Here is an 18,415-nt window from a genome sequence, read left to right as displayed (position 1 = left end):
TGAAACACGTACCGTGCGAAATCCGTGTAGGGTCGCCATTTATGGCGACCTGGGGATTACTACGGGAGTCGTGCAGGGCCGCCATTCCTGGCGACCTGAGTGATTACGCGTTCAGCGCTTTGGTGATCTTCTCATACAGATCGCCGGACAGATTCTCCAGCCCTTTCAGCGTCTCCAGCGCCTGACGCATCAGCGCCTGACGGTCGGCATCATAACGCTTCAGACGAATCAGCGGCTCAATCATGCGCGCTGCCACCTGCGGGTTGCGGCGGTTGAGATCGGTCAGCATCTCCACCAGGAACTGGTAGCCGCTGCCATCTTTGGCGTGGAAGGCTGCCGGGTTGGCCGAGGCAAACGCGCCAATCAGCGAACGGATGCGGTTCGGGTTACCCATGGTGAACGAGCGATGCGTCAGCAAGCTACGTACCTTGCTCAGCACGTCAGCCGCCGGGCTGGTGGCCTGCAACATAAACCACTTATCCATCACCAGACCATCCTGATGCCAGCGCTCGTCGTACGCCGCCAGCAGCGCATCACGGCACGGCAACTGCGCCGCCACCGCCGCTGACAGCGCGGCCAGCGCATCGGTCATGTTGCTGGCTTTGTCGTACTGCGCCTGCACCAGTTTGCTGGCCTGCTCTGCGTCCGCAAACGCCAGATAGCTCAGGCAGACATTCTTCAGCGCGCGCTTGCCGATCTCGGCATGCTCGACTTTGTAGTCGCTGCTCTGGTTGGCGAGATACACCGCATAGAATTCATCGCTCAGCTCATTCGCCAGCGTGCGCACCAGCGCCGCGCGGACTGCGGCAATCGCCAGCGGGTCGATCACCTCGAACAGTTCGGCGATCTCGTTCTCTGACGGCAGCGTCAGGATCAGCGCCATCAGCGCCGGATCGCCCTGCTCATCCAGCAGCACCGCGCGGAAAGCATCGGCGACGTGCAGCGGCAGCGACAGCGGCTGGCCCTGCTGATGGCGCGCCACGTTGAGGCGGATATACGTCGCCAGCAGGCTTTGCGCCGCATCCCAGCGCGAGAAGTCATTGCGCGCGTGGCGCATCAGGAAAGTCAGCTGCGCATCGCTCCATTTATAGTCAAGCTTCACCGGTGCGGAGAATTCCCGTAGCAGCGACGGCACCGGCTGGAAATAGACGTTGTCGAAAATGAAGGTCTGGAACTCGTCGGTGACGTTCAGCACGTGATGAACCGGATGACCGTTGTGCTGCAACGGAATGACCTTGCCTTCGCCGTCATACAGTTCGATATCCAGCGGGATGTGCAGCGGCAGCTTCTCTTTTTGATCGACGGTCGGTGGCGTGTGCTGCGTGACGTGCAGCGTGTACTGCTCCAGCTCCGGGTTGTAGTCATCACGCACCGTCAGCACCGGCGTGCCCGACTGACTGTACCAGCGGCGGAACTGTGACAAATCGACGTTGGAGGCATCTTCCATCGCCTGCACGAAATCATCACAGGTGGCGGCGCTGCCATCGTGACGCTCGAAATAGAGCTGCATCCCCTGCTGGAACTGCTCTTCACCCAGCAGCGTGTGCAGCATGCGAATCACTTCAGAACCCTTCTCGTACACCGTCAGGGTGTAGAAGTTGTTCATTTCGATCACCTGATCCGGACGGATCGGATGGGCCATCGGGCTGGCATCTTCGGCGAACTGCGCGCCGCGCATCACGCGCACATTATCAATACGGTTGACCGCGCGCGAGCCGAGATCGGAGCTGAACTCCTGATCGCGGAAGACCGTCAGACCCTCTTTCAGGCTGAGCTGGAACCAGTCGCGGCAGGTCACGCGGTTGCCGGTCCAGTTGTGGAAATATTCGTGACCAATCACGGCTTCAATGCCGAGATAGTCTTTGTCCGTAGCGGTTTCCGCTTTAGCCAGCACATATTTGGAGTTGAAGACGTTGAGGCCTTTATTCTCCATCGCGCCCATGTTGAAGAAATCCACCGCGACGATCATAAAGATATCGAGGTCATATTCGAGGCCGAACCGCTCTTCGTCCCACTTCATGCTGGCTTTGAGCGAGGTCATCGCCCAGTCCGCACGGTCCAGGTTGCCGCGATCGACAAAAATTTCCAGCGCCACGTTACGGCCGGAACGGGTGGTAAAGCTATCGCGCAGCACATCGAAATCGCCGGCGACCAGCGCAAACAGGTAGCAGGGTTTCGGGAACGGATCCTGCCATTTCACCCAGTGACGCCCATCCTCGTGCTGACCGCTCTCCAGCTTGTTACCGTTGGACAGCAGGTACGGATAGCTAGCCGCGTCGGCGATCAGGGTAGTGGTGAAACGCGCCAGCACGTCCGGGCGATCGAGATACCAGGTGATATGCCGGAAGCCTTCGGCTTCACACTGGGTGCAGAGCGCCTCGCCGGATTTATACAGCCCTTCCAGCGCGGTGTTTTTATCCGGATGGATTTCATTAATGATGGTCAGGGTAAAGTTGTCCGGCAGCTGGCTGATGATCAGCGCGCCCTGCTCTTCGCGGTAGTGCGGCCACGGATTGCCATCCACCGCCAGCGACAGCAGCGTCAGCGCCTCACCGTCCAGACGCAGTTCAGCCTGCTGCGCGCCAAGGCGTTTTACCTGACTGACGGCGGTGACGCGCGTGGTGGCCGCATCAAGATCAAACGTCAGGTCGATATCGGTGATGGTGTAGTCCGGCGCCCGGTAGTCGTGGCGATATTTAATTTGCGGCTGTTGCGTCATAAATCCTTCTCGCATCGTTAATATAGTCAACCCTCAGAGTCTAAGCGGGTTGCGCCCGGGTTGCCACGCACAATGCGTGCGTTGCGCCAAAAGTCTACAATTCATTAACAATGGCACAAATGACCCTCGACCTGTCACCTGCAATTATGGTGTGATCGCGGTGATTACTGTTTTATACTCCTGCGTCTTTATGACTTTGTTGAATACCGGGCTCTGCTCCGCGGAAGAGGATGCTGAAACGCACCATGACTGGACACGCTTCCCCGATTTTGACCACGCTGCTTGATACCGATGCCTATAAGCTTCACATGCAGCAGGCCGTTTATCATCGTTACTACGATGTCCCGGTAACGGCAGAATTTCGCTGCCGCAGCGATGAGCAGCTCGGCCAGTATGCCGACGCCATCCGCACGCACATTACTGCCATGCAATCTCTGGCGCTGAGCGATGACGAATATCGTTACCTCAGCAGCTTACCGTTTTTCCAGCAGGATTATCTCGACTGGCTGCGCCAGTTCCGCTTCGATGCCTCGCAGGTTGAGGTGCGCGACGATCACGGGCATCTGCGCATTCAGATTCGCGGCCCGTGGCGTGAAGTGATTCTGTGGGAAGTGCCGCTGCTGGCGCTGATCAGCGAAGTGGTACACCGTCACCGGACGCCGGAAAGCGGCGCGGAACAGGCGGTGGCGCATCTGCAGCAGAAGCTGGTGCACTTCCGTGAGCAGGTGGGTGATCTCGATATGTCGCGCTTCCAGCTGATGGACTTTGGCACGCGGCGTCGTTATTCGCGCGCGGTGCAGGAAGCGATTGTCAGCACGCTGAAAAACGAATTCCCGTGGCTGCTGGGCACCAGTAACTACGATCTGGCGCGCCGGTTGCAGCTTAACCCGGTCGGAACCCAGGCACATGAATGGTTCCAGGCGCATCAGCAGATCAGCCCGGTACTGGCCAACAGCCAGCGCGCGGCGCTGCAGTCGTGGCTGGATGAGTACGATAACCAGCTCGGCATTGCCCTGACCGACTGCATCACGATGGACGCCTTCCTGCGTGATTTCGGCCCCGGTTTTGCCCATCGCTATCAGGGCCTGCGCCATGATTCGGGCGATCCGGTGGAGTGGGGAGAAAAAGCCATTGCGCATTATCAGCGGCTGAATATTGATCCGCTCAGCAAAACGCTGGTGTTCTCCGACAATCTCAACCTCGACAAAGCACTGGCGCTGTATCGTCATTTCGGTCAGCGCGCGAACGTGGTATTTGGCATCGGCACCCGCCTCACCTGCGATATTCCCGGCGTCACGCCTTTGAATATCGTGATCAAACTGGTGAGCTGCAACGGTAAACCGGTGGCCAAACTCTCCGACAGTCCCGGTAAAACCATCTGCCAGGATAAAGCCTTCGTGCGCGCCCTGCGCAAAGCCTTCGACCTGCCGCTGGTCAAACGCGCCAGCTAATCGGCCTGAGCAGGGTGCCTGCGCCCTGCTCTGCGCCAGAAAATCTCTTTATTCACCGGCAATTTTGCTTGTTTCCTGGTGGCTCGCAAGTAACATAGCTAAACCCCGGAATGGGGCTTATTTCACTCCATCTTCATTTATATAGAGAGATTTTTATGAGCGTAGTGCCTGTAGCGGATGTACTGCACGGCCGTGTCGCGGTTGACAGTGAAGTCACCGTACGTGGTTGGGTACGTACCCGAAGAGATTCCAAAGCCGGTCTTTCCTTCATCGCCGTTTATGACGGTTCCTGCTTTAATCCCGTTCAGGCCGTCGTCAATAATTCTCTGAATAATTATCAGGATGAAGTGCTGCGTCTGACCACCGGCTGTTCGGTGATCGTCACCGGTAAAGTGGTGGAGTCGCCGGGTGAAGGCCAGGCATTCGAACTGCAGGCGACCCAGGTTGAAGTCACCGGCTGGGTGGACGATCCGGATACCTATCCGATGGCGGCTAAACGTCACAGCATCGAATACCTGCGAGAAGTGGCGCACCTGCGTCCGCGCACCAACATTGTCGGTGCCGTGGCGCGCGTACGTCATACGCTGGCGCAGGCGCTGCATCGCTTCTTCCATGAAAACGGCTATTTCTGGGTCTCCACGCCGCTGATCACCGCTTCTGACACCGAAGGTGCCGGCGAGATGTTCCGCGTCTCAACGCTGGATCTGGAAAACCTGCCGCGCGACCCGCAGGGCAAAGTCGATTTCGATAAAGACTTCTTTGGTAAAGAGGCTTTCCTGACCGTTTCCGGCCAGCTGAACGCCGAGACCTACGCCTGTGCGCTGTCCAAAGTGTATACCTTTGGCCCGACGTTCCGTGCCGAAAACTCGAATACCAGCCGTCACTTAGCGGAATTCTGGATGCTGGAACCGGAAGTGGCGTTCGCTACGCTGGACGATGCGGCTGCCCTGGCGGAAGCAATGCTGAAGTACGTGTTTAAAGCGGTACTGGAAGAGCGCGCTGATGATATGGCGTTCTTCGCCGAGCGCGTGGATAAAGAAGCCATCGCCCGTCTGGAGCGCTTCATCAACACGGATTTCGCCCAGGTAGACTACACCGACGCCGTCGACATTCTGCTGAAAAGCGGCCAGAGCTTCGAGAACCCGGTGTCATGGGGCGTCGATCTCTCTTCAGAACACGAGCGTTATCTGGCGGAGAAACACTTCAAAGCGCCGGTGGTGGTGAAGAACTACCCGAAAGATATCAAAGCGTTCTACATGCGTATGAACGACGACGGTAAAACCGTGGCGGCGATGGACGTGCTGGCGCCGGGCATCGGTGAAATCATCGGCGGTTCCCAGCGTGAAGAGCGTCTTGATGTGCTGGACGCGCGCCTCGCTGAAATGGGCCTGAATAAGGAAGATTACTGGTGGTATCGTGACCTGCGTCGCTATGGCACCGTGCCACATGCCGGCTTCGGTTTAGGTTTCGAACGTTTGATCGCCTATGTCACTGGCGTACAAAATGTAAGAGACGTTATCCCGTTCCCACGCACGCCACGTAACGCGAATTTCTAAGATTTAAGATTAAATATAAGAAATTCATATATATATTGAGGTCGGCCCTGCCGGCCTTTTTTTATTTTTGTAAATTTTGAGTTCTCTCACAAAGTTCCCGATATTTTACAAATTGTAATACAATTTTGCTTTTTGATACCTAATTACGAGAATTGAATCATTTTCGGGCTAGAATTAGCAACCCCGTGATGGAAAGATGCGTGCAGACACAGGAGACATCAAACTTCTTTCAAGGTTCCCGTAAAGGTTTCTTGACGGCAGTGGCAGATGTCCAAATAACTCCAATGAGGGTAATAAATAATGATGAAGCGCAACATTCTTGCAGTGGTTATCCCTGCTCTGTTAGCTGCCGGCGCAGCAAACGCAGCAGAAATCTATAACAAAGACGGCAACAAACTGGACCTCTACGGTAAAGTTGATGCGCGCCATCAGTTCTCTGATGACTCAAGCTCAGACGGCGACAAATCTTACGTTCGTTTCGGCTTCAAGGGTGAAACTCAGATTACCGACCAGCTGACCGGTTACGGCCAGTGGGAATACAACATTCAGGCTAACGTGACTGAGAACCAGGGCACCGAAGGCTCTAAAACTCGTCTGGGCTTTGCCGGTCTGAAATTTGGTGATGCAGGCTCCTTCGACTACGGCCGTAACTACGGCGTTCTGTACGACGCAATGTCTTACACTGACCAGCTGCCAGTATTCGGTGACGATACCCTGTATCAGGACAACGACAACTTCATGGTTGGTCGTTCAAACGGTCTGGCTACCTACCGTAACAGCAACTTCTTCGGTCTGGTTGATGGTCTGAGCTTTGCCGTGCAGTATCAGGGCAAAAACGAAGGCCGTGACGTCCTGAACCAGAATGGCGACGGCTGGGGTTCTTCTGTAGCGTATGACACCGGTATGGGCATCAGCGCTGTAGGTGCATACTTCTCTTCTGACCGTACCGATGCACAGGTTCTTGATGGCAACGGCGATAAAGCTGACGCTTACGGTTTCGGTCTGAAATATGACGCGAACAACGTATACCTGGCTGCCTTCTACGGTGAATCACGTAACACCACGCCATACGGTGGTACTAACACCCAGACTGCTAACAAAGTTCAGGCTTTCGAAGTGGTTGCTCAGTACCAGTTCGACTTCGGTCTGCGTCCATCCATCGCTTACCTGCAGTCTAAAGGTAAGGACCTGAGCGGCGCGACTGGCAACGGTTCAACCTTCGCTGGCGGCGATGCTGACCTGGTTAAATACATCGAAGTGGGTACTTACTACTACTTCAACAAAAACATGTCCACCTATGTTGACTACAAAATCAACCTGCTGGACGACAACGACTTTACCCGTGCGAAGGGCATCAGTACCGACGACGTGGTTGGCGTTGGCCTGGTTTACCAGTTCTAATCTGCCGATTCGAACTGCGTAACACCTCAGAAACGGAGCCTTCGGGCTCCGTTTTGCATTTCAGTGATCGGGCTCCCGATTAGCGCCATTACTTTATACGCCACAGTTATTTCTTTTTTATGTCAGCGGTTGGCAAGCGTTGCGTCTGACGTTAACCTGATAGCTCATTTTGCTAAAGTTCACCCTAACGGAACTGACTCATGTTTGAATCAATCTCTGCCGCACCAGCCGATCCTATTCTGGGACTGGCTGACCTGTTTCGCGCCGACGACCGCCCGAATAAAATCAATCTTGGCATTGGTGTTTATAAAGATGAAACCGGCAAAACGCCGGTGCTGACCAGTGTGAAAAAAGCTGAGCAGTATCTGCTGGAGAACGAGACCACCAAAAACTACCTCAGCATTGATGGTCTGGCTGATTTCGCGCGCTGCACGCAGGAACTGCTGTTTGGCAAAGAGAACGCGCTGATTAGCGCTGGCCGCGCCTGCACCGCGCAGACGCCGGGCGGTACCGGTGCGCTGCGCGTCGCCGCGGATTTCCTCGCTACGCAAACCAACGTCAAACGCGTCTGGGTGAGCAATCCCAGCTGGCCGAACCACAAAAACGTGTTCAACGCCGCCGGCCTGGAAGTATGTGACTACCAGTATTACGATGCGGCAACCCACAGCCTCGACTTCGACGGCATGCTGGCCTCGCTGCAGGAAGCGCAGGCGGGCGACGTGGTGCTGTTCCATGGCTGCTGCCATAACCCGACCGGTATCGATCCTACCGCTGACCAGTGGCAACAGCTGGCGCAGCTGTCGCTGGAGAAAGGCTGGCTGCCGCTGTTCGACTTCGCCTACCAGGGCTTCGCACGCGGTCTGGATGAAGATGCTGAAGGCCTGCGCATTTTCGCAGCGTCCCATCAGGAACTGATCGTCGCCAGCTCCTACTCGAAGAACTTTGGTCTGTACAACGAGCGTGTCGGTGCGCTGACGCTGGTGGCGGCAACGGCCGACGTGGCGAAGACAGCATTCAGCCAGGTGAAATACAGCATCCGCGCCAACTACTCTAATCCGCCGTCGCACGGTGCTGCCGTGGTCGCCACCATTCTCGGTAACGACGCGCTGCGTACCATCTGGGTGCAGGAACTGACCGACATGCGCCAGCGCATTCAGCGCATGCGTCAGCTGTTTGTGAATACCCTGGCGGAGAAAGGCGCACAGCGCGATTTCAGCTTCATCATCAAACAGAACGGCATGTTCTCGTTCAGCGGTCTGACCAAAGATCAGGTGGTGCGTCTGCGTGAAGAGTTTGGCGTGTATGCGGTGAATTCTGGTCGCGTTAACGTGGCAGGCATGACGCCGGATAATATGTCGGCGCTGTGCGAAGCGATAGTCGCCGTGCTGTGACCAACGAAAATGGGCCTGATGGCCCATTTTTTTATTGCAGGAAAGGATTACTGACGCGCTCGTGGCCGAGGGTGGAAATCGGGCCATGGCCGGGGACAAACGTCACATCATCACCCAGCGGCAGAAGTTTATCCCGGATTGCCGCGATTAGATCGCTGTGGCTGCCCTGCGGGAAATCGGTGCGTCCGACGCCACCGTTAAAAATCACATCACCTGAGAGCAACAGACGGCCAGCACGATCAAAGAACACGATATGACCAGGCGTATGCCCTGGACAGTGCAGCACTTCCAGCGTCACGTTGCCCAGCTGTACCGTCTCGCCCTCTTCCAGCCAGCGATCTGGCGTCAGCGGCGCACACTCCGGCAAACCAAACATCCGGCTTTGAGTGGGCAGGTTATCCAGCCAGAAGGCATCGGCTGGCTGCGGCCCGACGATCGGCACCTGATAGTGCTGCGCCAGTTCGGCAGCAGCACCGACGTGATCGAGATGGCCGTGGGTCAGCAGGATTTGCGACGGCGTTAAGCCTCGCTCCGCCAGCACGGCAATAATGGTTTCGGCATCGCCGCCGGGATCAACCAGCGCAGCCTGTTGCGTCTCGTCATCCCAGATAACGGAACAGTTCTGTGAAAAGGCGGTGACCGGAATAATCAGGTAATTCATAGCGCTCCATGACCGACACACGCAGCGCTGCCGGTATCAGGACCAGTGCCTTGCAGGCCCGGTATCAATGTGTACGAAGTTGCTGCGCGGGTAATATCCTACACCACCGGCGCGCATAGATAACGCCGCTTTGCGAACATTGCTAAGAGAAATGCCCTCAATGTGGAAATCCATCGCCTGCCCTTTGGTGTGATAGCTGTGTTTAGCCACGCCAGGGCCCGATTCACGCAGCATATTATTGGTCGCCAGCGTACGGTAGCCGGAGATCAGCTGCACCGGTTTGCGCGTGTTGAGCAGCGTCTGCAAACGATACAGCTGGTCAAACAGATGCGGATCGATGTGTTTAACCTGATTGGCGCGGTAATCACGGAAGAAGTGGTTTAAGCGAGCTAACTCATCCTTGTCATAACTCTTACCGTTAAAAAACTCAGTTTTGAGGGTTTCACCGGTATGCATGTTACTGAGCGTTAATACCCGGGGGCGGGAGGTGGAAACTGACGCCAGCGCTGCACCCGGCAGCAGTGACAATCCAGCCGCTGCGCCACCCAGCAGCAATAAACGACGACGTTGAGAATCAAAATTAGCCATGAAGCGGGGTTACCTAATCTAAAACGATAAAAATATGTGCAAAAAGTACACAAGGCCGAACAGTAACCGCAGCCTGGTGAGCAGTCAACCCGCAATCTGTCACAGAATGCGCAAAACCGGTCTGAAATCAATTTTCCAGACCGGTCTTGCCATTTTCTTTGAGGGAAGGATAACAGGGAAATCAACGCTTAGAGCAGCAGCTGCCCCGCTTTGGTCAGCACCTGGCTGCCGGAGCGCGCCGGGTTATCATAATTGTAAATATCTGTACGATACTGCGGCTGGCCATCGTCCGCCACCCAGGCCGTAAGGTAGTAGAGATTGACCGGAATACGATGGCGAATCGGCACGTAGCGCGTATCGCCCTGCTTCAGCGTGTCAGAGATGCGGCTGTCGTTCCAGCCCGCGTCCTGCAACAGCAGATCGGCCAGTTCAGAAGCTTTGTTAACGCGCACGCAGCCGGAGCTGAGCGCGCGGATATCACGCTGGAACAGGCCATGATTTGGCGTGTCATGCAGATAAATCGCGTCTGAACTCGGCATGTTGAATTTATAGCGGCCCAGCGAGTTGCTGGCACCCGGCGCCTGACGAATGCGATACGGGAAACTGGCGGCGGACACCATGTGCCAGTCAATCATCGACGGATCGATCACTTCCGCATCAGCGCTCCAGCCCGACAGCAGCGTGTAGCCGTGCTTATACAGATAGCTCGGATCCTGCTTCACCTTCGGCACGATATCCTGGCGCACCAGCGTAGTGGGCACGTTCCACGGTGGATTGAGCACCACATTATTGAGCGCGCTGCGCATCAGCGGCGTTTTGCGGTCCGGACGACCGACAATCACCCGCGAGGACAGAATGGTATTGCCGTTGTTGTAGTAGGTCAGGGAATAGTTGGGAATATTCACCATGATGCCGTTGTGCATGTCATCCGGCAGCAGACGCAGACGCTGGATATTCAGCGCCAGCAGCGCCGCACGCATCTGCGGGGAAACATTCAGCCACTCGCGGGTACGCGGGCCGATGGCACCGTCGTCGGCCAGTCCCTGCCAGTGCTGGAAGCGTTTTACCCCCTCCACCAGCGTGTTGTCGTAGACATTATTGCTGGCAGCCGGGGTGACCGTGCTGATGTTGCCGCTGGTCTGCGGTACCTGCGCTGGCAGATCGCTGACGCTGGTGGCCGACGGGCTGACGGCCACTGGCTGATCGCTCTGGCTCACCGGCTGCGGCGCCGTCGGGACGGCATCGTCGGCTGGCGTGGGCGTCGCGCTGTGCGTGCCGGTCAGCATCCCGGTGCGCTGCAGAATCTCACGCAGCGCCGGCACATCATCGCTGATCTGACCCGGGCGCAGCGTGCCCTTATCGCGCAGCTGCGGCCACGGCCGGTTATCGGTCAGCAACGCTTTTAACGCGCTGTGCATCGGTGCGTACTGCGGATGCTGCGGTTGCAGCGACACCACAAAGGCGCGGCTGCCGCCGCCGTTCACCGCGTTCTGCCACTGATTAATGGCGGAGAGTGACGGCATGGTCAGCTTGTACGGCACATTGCTGTACAGCCAGGTTTCGCCCTGGGTCGGTACGTTAGCGACAAACTGCAAATAGCCAAGCATGGCGTCGCTCAGCACCACGTCCCGCGCGAAGCCTTTGATATCCGGATTGGTGAGCAACTCTACCCAGCGGGTAAACTGCGGCTGTACGCCGGAGAGCGCCACTTCCGCCAGCTGCTGCTGGAAAGCCTGCACGGCATCGCGATCCTGCCACAGCGGCGCCATGTTGCGTGCCGCATAGATGCCGGCGAGGCCGGGCAGATAAAAGGGTCGTTCGCTGGGGCTAAATGCCTGCTGAATTTGCTGCTGGCTGGCGGCCACTGACAGCGTGCTATGCGGCAGCGCGCCGACGTCTGCCGCCTGGCTGATAGCCAGCGGTGCCGCCATCAGTGACAAACTGAGTGCTATTGCAGCACGATTAACTCTGCTCTTCTTGTTCAGCAACATCCCTGCCCCCTTCTTACCAAAGACACAGCATCCTGAAAACGCCGTGTACCGCCTGTACTCTTATGGTTGAGTATAAAATAAAAAACGGCATCCGCCTCGCAGGGCCGATGCCGTTTACAGATTAACCGCAGCCTGAATTTTTAACCAGATTTGCTGCTAGCTATTTTCAGTGGCCACGCCTGCGCCGGGATTTTCCTGTTTCACCGGCGTCGGATCGGCGGAGAAACCGCGCAGTCCGACCACGTGCACATGCTCCGTATTGTTAAAGACTTTACGTACCAGCTTATAAGTGGTGCCTTTTTCCGGACTGATATTCTCCGGCGCGGCGATCACCAGCTGCATTTCCAGACGCTCGCACAGTTCGAACAGCGTGGCGATGGAGCGCGCATCAAGACGCGCGGCTTCATCGAGGAACAGCAGGCGGCACGGTGAAATATCTTTACCACGCAGACGCCGTGACTCCTCTTCCCAGCTCTGCACCACCATCACCAGAATCGACATACCGGTACCGATCGCTTCACCGGTCGACAGCGCCCCGCTTTCGGCGCGCAGCCAGCCGTCTGAGCCGCGGTTCACTTCCACTTCCATCTCAAGGTAGTTGCGGTAGTCGAGCAGCTCTTCACCGATGGTCTGCGCCGTGCGCTGGCCCATATCAATCTGCGGATTGAGACGCTGATACAGCTTCGCCAGCGCTTCCGAGAACGTGAGTCGATTGCTGGTAAACAGATCCTGATGCTGTTCATGCTCTTCCGACAGCGTATCCAGCAGCATGGCGTGCGTTTCGCGTACGTTGACGTTCAGCCGCACGCTGCGCACCTGGCCAAAGCTCACCGCCTGCAAGCCCTGGTTCAGCTGACGGATGCGGTTCTGCTCGCGCTGAATGGTTTTGCGAATGATATTGGCCGCGCTGCGCGAGCTGATCGCCAGCGTCTGCTCACGCGCCGTCAGCTCTTCGGTCAGGCGGTTCAGCTCAATCTCCATCTGCTCGATGGCTTCAACCGGATCGTCGGTACGAATAATGTCCTGACGGATACGTTCACGCAGATGCTGATAGACGGCGATAAAGAACTGAATCTTGCGCTCCGGTCGTTTTGGATCTTCCGACATGCGCAGCACATCGCGCAGGTGTTCATTATCCGCGACCGCCAGGCGCAGCGCACCGAGCGCCTTATCCGACATCGAGCGCAGCTCATCGCCGCTCAGGTAAGCCAGTTCGCGGCGATGCAGACGACGCTCGACGCCGTTCTCTTTCACCAGACGCAGCACGGTGCACCAGCCCGCTTTGGCGCTGACCACCTGCTCACGCATCAGGTGATAATCGCGCTCCAGCTTGCGCAGTTTCTTCTGCAGGCTATCCATCTCGGCTTCGCAGAAGGTGAGCTGTTTCTCCAGCTGATTGCGACGCGCACGGTTGTGGCTAAGCGCCGTGTAGAGTTCGTCACGCCGGCTGCGTGCGCGCTCCTCGGCGCTGGCATCGGCGTGCACGCCAATATCCTGCATCTCCTGCTGCAACTCTTTCAGCATGTCGCGCTTGGCGTCGTACGAACTCTTCAGCGATGCCAGCACCTGGGAATACTGCGTCAGCTGCGCCTGATGCTCGCGCAGGCGTTCGCGCGCGCGGCTGCGTTCGCCTTCCGCCTGCTCCAGACGCTGACGCAGTTTTTCGTTGAGATCGCTGTTACCGGTCAGCATGCCGGCCGAATCTTCATAGCTGAAGTGCGCGCGGCGCTGCACCACTTCGGTCAGGGCAAATGCCTGCTGACGCGCTTCGCGCTGCTGCTGCTGCGCCTGCTGATAGTCACGCGTCAGCTGTTCGTGCTGCTGCGGATCGCTCTGCAGCACCGCCACCAGCGGCTCCAGTTTGCTGAGTTTCGCGCCGTGCTGATGCAGGAAGCGCGCGGCTTCCTGGGCTTCTTCCACCCGCTCACGAATCTCTTCGCAGCGGTCGGCCAGCGAGTCGTCAAGCAACAGGTTAACGCGCGGCAGCAGGCGGTTGAGCTGCGCCACGCCCTCTTTTGCCTGCTCGAACTGGGCACGCTGCTGCTGGTTGTCATTCTCGTGCTGCGCCAGCGCACGCTCCAGCTCGCCACGACGGCTGTTAAGCTGACGCATCTGCGCTTCCGGATCTTCGTCGAAAGCCACCGCCAGGTGGCTGCCGATAAAGCGGCTAAACGACTGATGCAGACGCTGGGTTTTCTGCACGTCAAATGACAGCGTGGCAAAACGTTCGGCCAGCTGGTCGCGCTCATTGTTCAACAGCTCCAGCTGATTTTCCCGCGCCGCGCGACCAAACAGCGGCACTTTCGGGAAGCGCGAATAACGCCACTGGCGCTCCGCCACTTTGACGACGACCGCATTTTCCAGCTCGTCGACGCTGAAGACGCTGTCATCAAACGACTGCGGATCGCCTTCGATCAGATAGAGATCTTCCGGACACTCTTCCAGGCCGTCGAGCATCTCGCGCACCAGCGACAGGTCCGGTACCACAATGGCGTGACGCGATGGGCCATACAGCGCGGAGAAGTACGGCGCATCATCCAGCGTCACGTCATCGTAAATTTCTGACAGCAGCACGCCGCCAAACCGCTCCGCCAGCTGAGTCAGGCGCGCATCTTCCGCACCGCCCGGCTGGCTGAGTCGCGCAATCTGCTGCTCCACCTCGCGCTTGCGCGCCGCCACTTCATCACGCTCGACGGTGGTTTCACGCTCGCGCTCCAGCAGCTGCTGCATATATTCGGTGATCTGCTGGCTGCTGCTCAGCGTCTGGCCGGTCTGCTCGCTCAGCTGGGTGAGAATCTCCTGCGCCGCCAGCCAGTGCGGCGCCCGCGCGGTCAGCGCAGTGATGCGCTCGCGCAGCTGCTCCAGCTCCTGGCGCATCAGCATGCGGCGTTCACCGGCGTCGGCCACGCTTTCGTTCAGCTGCTCTATCTGCGCTTCCAGTTCACGCTGCAGGCCTTCCAGCGCGTCAGCGTCATACTGCTGGCCCTGACGTTTACAGAAGTCGGCCAGCAGACGTTCGGCGTCATGCTGCTCGCGCAGGCGGGTTTCCAGTTCGTTGAGACGCAGACGCAGCGAAGAGAGCTGTTCGGCATGATGGCGCTGGTTAGCGGCATCGCGCAGCAATTCGCGCCCGACCTGCCACGCATCCTGCCGGCTTACCTCGCCAGCAATGCTGGTGACCAGCGCCAGCGCCTGTTCAAACTGGCTGTGCGCCGCTTCCGCCACGCTCAGCTTCTGCTCCAGGCGCAGCAGCCGTTCGGTGGCCTCTTCTTCGCGCGCCTGGAAAGTTTCCTGCCACTCTGCGGCGTTGTCGATGGTGAGGTCCGGCAACTGGCACTGCGCCCGCGCTTTTTCCAGCGCCTGCAACGCCTGCTGATACTGGATGGCGCGGGTTTGCTGCACATCAAGCGCCTGCTGAAAATCGGCCAGCTGGCTTTTCAGCTCGTCGACTTCAATTTCCGCCGCTTCAGCGCGCGCTTCGTTCTCTTCCTGCACCTCACGCGCTTCGGCCACCACTTCATTCTGCTCTTCGAGGCGATAAGTCAGCTCTTCCAGATCGGCGTCGTAACGCGCAATCTTCTCCTGCTGACGCATCGCCGTCTGGACCAGATTAAGGTGATCGCTCGCCGCCTGATAATCGGTTTCCAAATCGCTCTCTGCGCCGTTGTGCTCAGAGAGTTCGCGCGCCATTTCGATGTGACGATACTGTTTTGATGCCAGCTGATTGCGGCTGGTGAACAGCTCGTTACGCAGCTGCAGCGCACCGTCAAGATGGATGCGACGCTCGTTGGCGTGGCGCATGTAGTCGGCAGAAACGTAGCTGGTGGCTTCAGAGATCAGATGCTTAAACAGATCACGATCCGACTGCGTAACGCGAATCGCTTCCAGCGTCATGCGGTTTTCGCGCAGCGCCGCTTCCATATCCTGGAACGCTTTACGCACGCCGCCGTTTTCCGGCAGCAGGTAATCGCGCAGCGAGCGGGTAATGGCGCTGGAGATACCGCCATACAGCGAAGCTTCGATCAGACGGTAGAATTTGCTGCGATCGCTGGCGGTGCGCAGGCGACGCGGTACCACGCCGAGCTCAAACATCATGGCGTGGTAGTCCGTGACCGAGCTGAACTGGCGGAACTGCACGCCCTCCTGCGCTTCCACCCGCTCCTTCACTTCTGCCAGCGGCAGCACGCGCGCCTGACGGCTGCCGAGAATTTCGGTCAGCATATCGGTTGGCAGCGTATCGGTCGGCAGGCCGTGAATACTGAAAGGCTTAATGTCGACTTTCTTATCGCGTCCGGCCACCTGCTGCAGGCGCACGCCAGCCACCACGCGCTGATGGCGCGAGTTGACCACGTCCAGCACCGCATAGCAGACGCCCGCGCGCAGTTTGCCGTGCAGGCCCTTGTCGCGCGAGCCGGACGTGGCACCGGCTTCGGTGGTGTTACGGAAATGCAGCAGGGTTAAGTCCGGAATCAGTGCCGTAACAAACGCCGCCATGGTGGTCGATTTACCGGCACCGTTACCGCCGGACAGCGTGGTGACCAGCTCATCCAGATCAAAGGTGCGGGCAAAGAAACCGTTCCAGTTGATCAGCGTGAGCGATCGAAATTTACCGCGTTCAATCATGCCTGTTCATCCTCCGCGCGCTCGCTCGCGTCGTGTTCGCTGTCATTTTCTGCCTCGTCGCTCTCACTGGCGACCGGTGCGTTCTCCAGCGTCATCGCTTCGCCATCACGAATCAGGCGCAGCTGCGCTTCACGTGCGTCGTCACCGCTGCGCACATCCGCACCAAAGCGGAAAACGGACTCCATGATGCGGAACTTGCTGCTGTCGTTGCCCATAAACCACACCATGCCGAGACGGCGCAGACGGCTGAGCGACGCACGCATCTTCTCCTGCAGTTTGGCGCGATCCAGATCCGACCCGGTGGAGCGCTGGTTAACCAGCTTCAGCAACCTGCTTTCATCCGCCAGCGACAGCAGCTCGTCGTACAGCTCCTGCTGGGTGAAAATGCCCTCGTTGGCCAGCCGCTCCGGGCTCAGGTAGAGATAGCAGAGAATTTTACCCACCATCATGTCGAGCTCGGACAGCACCGAGCGCGGGATCAGCGTGGTTGAGCGCGGACGCAGATAGAAAAAACCTTCCGGCGCGCGGATCAACTCAACGTTGTAGCGCGCATAAAACTCTTCCAGAAACGGCTGGTAATCCATCAGAAAAGCGTGATTATCCAGCTCTTCAATACCAATGTGGCGGCCGGCGCGTAACTGGCTATCAAGCGCGGGAAAAATCGGGTTTGCCAGTGCCAGCGCCAGTTTGACCGGCATCACTTGTTCAATATTTGTCGATGACATGTGCCTGCACCTTGGCTCCGTAATCATTGATGGTCTGCCATTCCGCAGGCAGACCGGCTAAATCGGCTTCGGCCACGCCGAGTCGCACCGCCTGATCGATGACGATGCGTGCGAGGTCGAAGTGGCGCGCGCGGGGATACTGCGCCAGATAGTCACGCATCACCGTGGCGAGATGCAGCGGCTTCTGCTGCTGCTTGTAAATCTGCAGCGCTTCTTCAATCATCGCCGCCAGCTGCTCGCGGATTTCGTTAAACTCTTCGTACTCCATTTCCGGCGGCAGTTCGCCCATCACCTCGTCGTTACGCAGCGTCATCTCTTCATCGCGCATGTCATACAGACGGTCGGCATTGGCGTAAGTCAGCGCCCACGGCTGATCGAAATAGTTCTGCACCGACTGGCGTAAACGCTGCGCGAACACGCGGTTTTTATCCATGTCGATGGCGGTACGAATAAATTTGTGCACGTGGCGGTCGTAACCGATCCACAGATCGATAGCCTGCTGCCCCCAGCTGATAATGCGATCAAGCTTGTTTTGCAGGTCAAACACCAGCTTGTCGACGAAGCCCAGATCCGGGCTGCTCAGCGTGGCGTCCTGAATCCGCAGCAGGTTAGCCTGCAGCTTGTCGCCTGCCGCTTCCAGCGTATCCTGCAGTTCACGCAGCGTGCCGGAGGTCTCCGACAACAGCAGCTCACAGCTGGAGATGGCCGCGCGCCAGTCTTTATTCAGCAGATCGGCGATATCGCTTTTTACCGCCTGCTGCTGTTCGTCCATCAGGCGCTGCGTCATGTCGATGCTGTCGAAGATTTCCGCGACCGAATATTTCAGCGGCGCAAAGACGTTGCGATGCCAGTGAAACTCGTCGCCATCTTCCTCGGCGGCGTCGGCGGCGCGCTTCAGCTCCTGCGCGACAATCGACAGCTGCATCGACAGGCGCAGCGTGGAAAATTCGCGCTGGCGGATGTAATAGTCGGTGATGCCGATCGCCAGTGGCGTCAGACGATAGATGGCGTGACCTTCGGTCAGCTCGCTGGTAAAACGGTTAAGCAGGCGCTGACGCACCATGTCGTTGATGGCGTTGTTGGCACGGACCTGAATGGTTTCGTGGGTTTGTTCAAACGCTTTGCTGACGTGACGAAAGGCGTCAATCAGCTCACCTTCACTCATCTCGCCGTCCATGCGCTCCCCGTTGAGGGTGGCGATGGCCAGCAAAAACGCCAGACGTTCTACCGGCAGCGCAAGGGAAAAGTCATTCTTGCGCGCCCATGCCACCAGTTCGGGGACCGTCTGGGAAAATTCGCTCATAGTTGA

Annotated in this window: 11 protein-coding genes; 4 read left to right on the top strand and 7 right to left on the bottom strand. The window is 57.9% G+C overall.

What is annotated here, in order from left to right; genetic code table 11:
- Positions 1-103 precede the first annotated feature (103 nt).
- Complete coding sequence (pepN, locus tag C1Y42_RS02770) at positions 104-2,719, bottom strand: aminopeptidase N (RefSeq protein WP_104092776.1); 2,616 nt, start codon at positions 2,717-2,719, stop codon at positions 104-106.
- 245 nt (positions 2,720-2,964) lie between these two features.
- On the opposite strand from pepN, the gene pncB reads away from it, so the two are divergent.
- The 4 genes from pncB (at position 2,965) to C1Y42_RS02750 (ending at position 8,518) form a co-directional block, all read left to right on the top strand.
- Positions 2,965-4,170 carry a nicotinate phosphoribosyltransferase gene (pncB, locus tag C1Y42_RS02765; RefSeq protein ID WP_058780857.1) on the top strand — a complete coding sequence of 402 codons (1,206 nt, stop codon included), beginning with the start codon at positions 2,965-2,967 and terminating at the stop codon, positions 4,168-4,170.
- A 155-nt stretch (positions 4,171-4,325) separates the two neighbouring features.
- Positions 4,326-5,726, top strand: coding sequence for an asparagine--tRNA ligase (asnS, locus tag C1Y42_RS02760; RefSeq protein WP_058769559.1), 1,401 nt, complete (start codon positions 4,326-4,328; stop codon positions 5,724-5,726).
- A 300-nt stretch (positions 5,727-6,026) separates the two neighbouring features.
- A complete protein-coding gene (ompC, locus tag C1Y42_RS02755; RefSeq protein WP_058769558.1) occupies positions 6,027-7,127 on the top strand; it encodes a porin OmpC in 1,101 nt (366 codons plus the stop codon).
- A gap of 200 nt (positions 7,128-7,327) precedes the next feature.
- Positions 7,328-8,518, top strand: a complete 1,191-nt coding sequence (locus tag C1Y42_RS02750) for an amino acid aminotransferase (protein ID WP_021508330.1) — start codon at positions 7,328-7,330, stop codon at positions 8,516-8,518.
- A gap of 31 nt (positions 8,519-8,549) precedes the next feature.
- Here the strand turns inward: C1Y42_RS02750 and C1Y42_RS02745 are convergent, their stop codons facing one another.
- The 6 genes from C1Y42_RS02745 to mukF form a co-directional block, all read right to left on the bottom strand.
- Positions 8,550-9,179 carry an MBL fold metallo-hydrolase gene (locus C1Y42_RS02745; protein ID WP_058775376.1) on the bottom strand — a complete coding sequence of 210 codons (630 nt, stop codon included), beginning with the start codon at positions 9,177-9,179 and terminating at the stop codon, positions 8,550-8,552.
- 36 nt (positions 9,180-9,215) lie between these two features.
- On the bottom strand, positions 9,216-9,767 hold the full coding sequence (locus C1Y42_RS02740) for a YcbK family protein (RefSeq protein ID WP_031279855.1): 552 nt from the start codon (positions 9,765-9,767) through the stop codon (positions 9,216-9,218).
- A gap of 188 nt (positions 9,768-9,955) precedes the next feature.
- On the bottom strand, positions 9,956-11,758 hold the full coding sequence (gene ldtD, locus C1Y42_RS02735) for a L,D-transpeptidase (RefSeq protein ID WP_104092775.1): 1,803 nt from the start codon (positions 11,756-11,758) through the stop codon (positions 9,956-9,958).
- A gap of 156 nt (positions 11,759-11,914) precedes the next feature.
- On the bottom strand, positions 11,915-16,381 hold the full coding sequence (mukB, locus tag C1Y42_RS02730; RefSeq protein WP_104092774.1) for a chromosome partition protein MukB: 4,467 nt from the start codon (positions 16,379-16,381) through the stop codon (positions 11,915-11,917).
- Positions 16,378-17,106, bottom strand: coding sequence for a chromosome partition protein MukE (gene mukE, locus C1Y42_RS02725; protein WP_031279857.1), 729 nt, complete (start codon positions 17,104-17,106; stop codon positions 16,378-16,380). The genes mukB and mukE overlap by 4 nt, the downstream gene beginning before the upstream one ends.
- Positions 17,087-18,409, bottom strand: coding sequence for a chromosome partition protein MukF (gene mukF / locus C1Y42_RS02720; RefSeq protein ID WP_021508336.1), 1,323 nt, complete (start codon positions 18,407-18,409; stop codon positions 17,087-17,089). The genes mukE and mukF overlap by 20 nt, the downstream gene beginning before the upstream one ends.
- Between the last annotated feature and the right edge of the window lie 6 nt (positions 18,410-18,415).

The organism is Pantoea sp. ICBG 985 (assembly GCF_002928365.1).
Classification (GTDB): domain Bacteria; phylum Pseudomonadota; class Gammaproteobacteria; order Enterobacterales; family Enterobacteriaceae; genus Pantoea; species Pantoea dispersa.
This window is presented reverse-complemented; position numbering and strand designations above follow the sequence as displayed.

What these genes read in the sequence shown, in the direction of transcription:
- C1Y42_RS02750 (WP_021508330.1), top strand. Translation starts at nt 7,328, where the DNA reads ATGTTTGAATCAATCTCTGCCGCACCAGCCGATCCTATTCTGGGACTG.
- C1Y42_RS02740 (WP_031279855.1), bottom strand. Translation starts at nt 9,767, where the DNA reads ATGGCTAATTTTGATTCTCAACGTCGTCGTTTATTGCTGCTGGGTGGC.
- mukF (WP_021508336.1), bottom strand. Translation starts at nt 18,409, where the DNA reads ATGAGCGAATTTTCCCAGACGGTCCCCGAACTGGTGGCATGGGCGCGC.
- pncB (WP_058780857.1), top strand. Translation starts at nt 2,965, where the DNA reads ATGACTGGACACGCTTCCCCGATTTTGACCACGCTGCTTGATACCGAT.
- ldtD (WP_104092775.1), bottom strand. Translation starts at nt 11,758, where the DNA reads ATGTTGCTGAACAAGAAGAGCAGAGTTAATCGTGCTGCAATAGCACTC.
- asnS (WP_058769559.1), top strand. Translation starts at nt 4,326, where the DNA reads ATGAGCGTAGTGCCTGTAGCGGATGTACTGCACGGCCGTGTCGCGGTT.
- mukE (WP_031279857.1), bottom strand. Translation starts at nt 17,106, where the DNA reads ATGTCATCGACAAATATTGAACAAGTGATGCCGGTCAAACTGGCGCTG.
- C1Y42_RS02745 (WP_058775376.1), bottom strand. Translation starts at nt 9,179, where the DNA reads ATGAATTACCTGATTATTCCGGTCACCGCCTTTTCACAGAACTGTTCC.
- pepN (WP_104092776.1), bottom strand. Translation starts at nt 2,719, where the DNA reads ATGACGCAACAGCCGCAAATTAAATATCGCCACGACTACCGGGCGCCG.
- ompC (WP_058769558.1), top strand. Translation starts at nt 6,027, where the DNA reads ATGATGAAGCGCAACATTCTTGCAGTGGTTATCCCTGCTCTGTTAGCT.
- mukB (WP_104092774.1), bottom strand. Translation starts at nt 16,381, where the DNA reads ATGATTGAACGCGGTAAATTTCGATCGCTCACGCTGATCAACTGGAAC.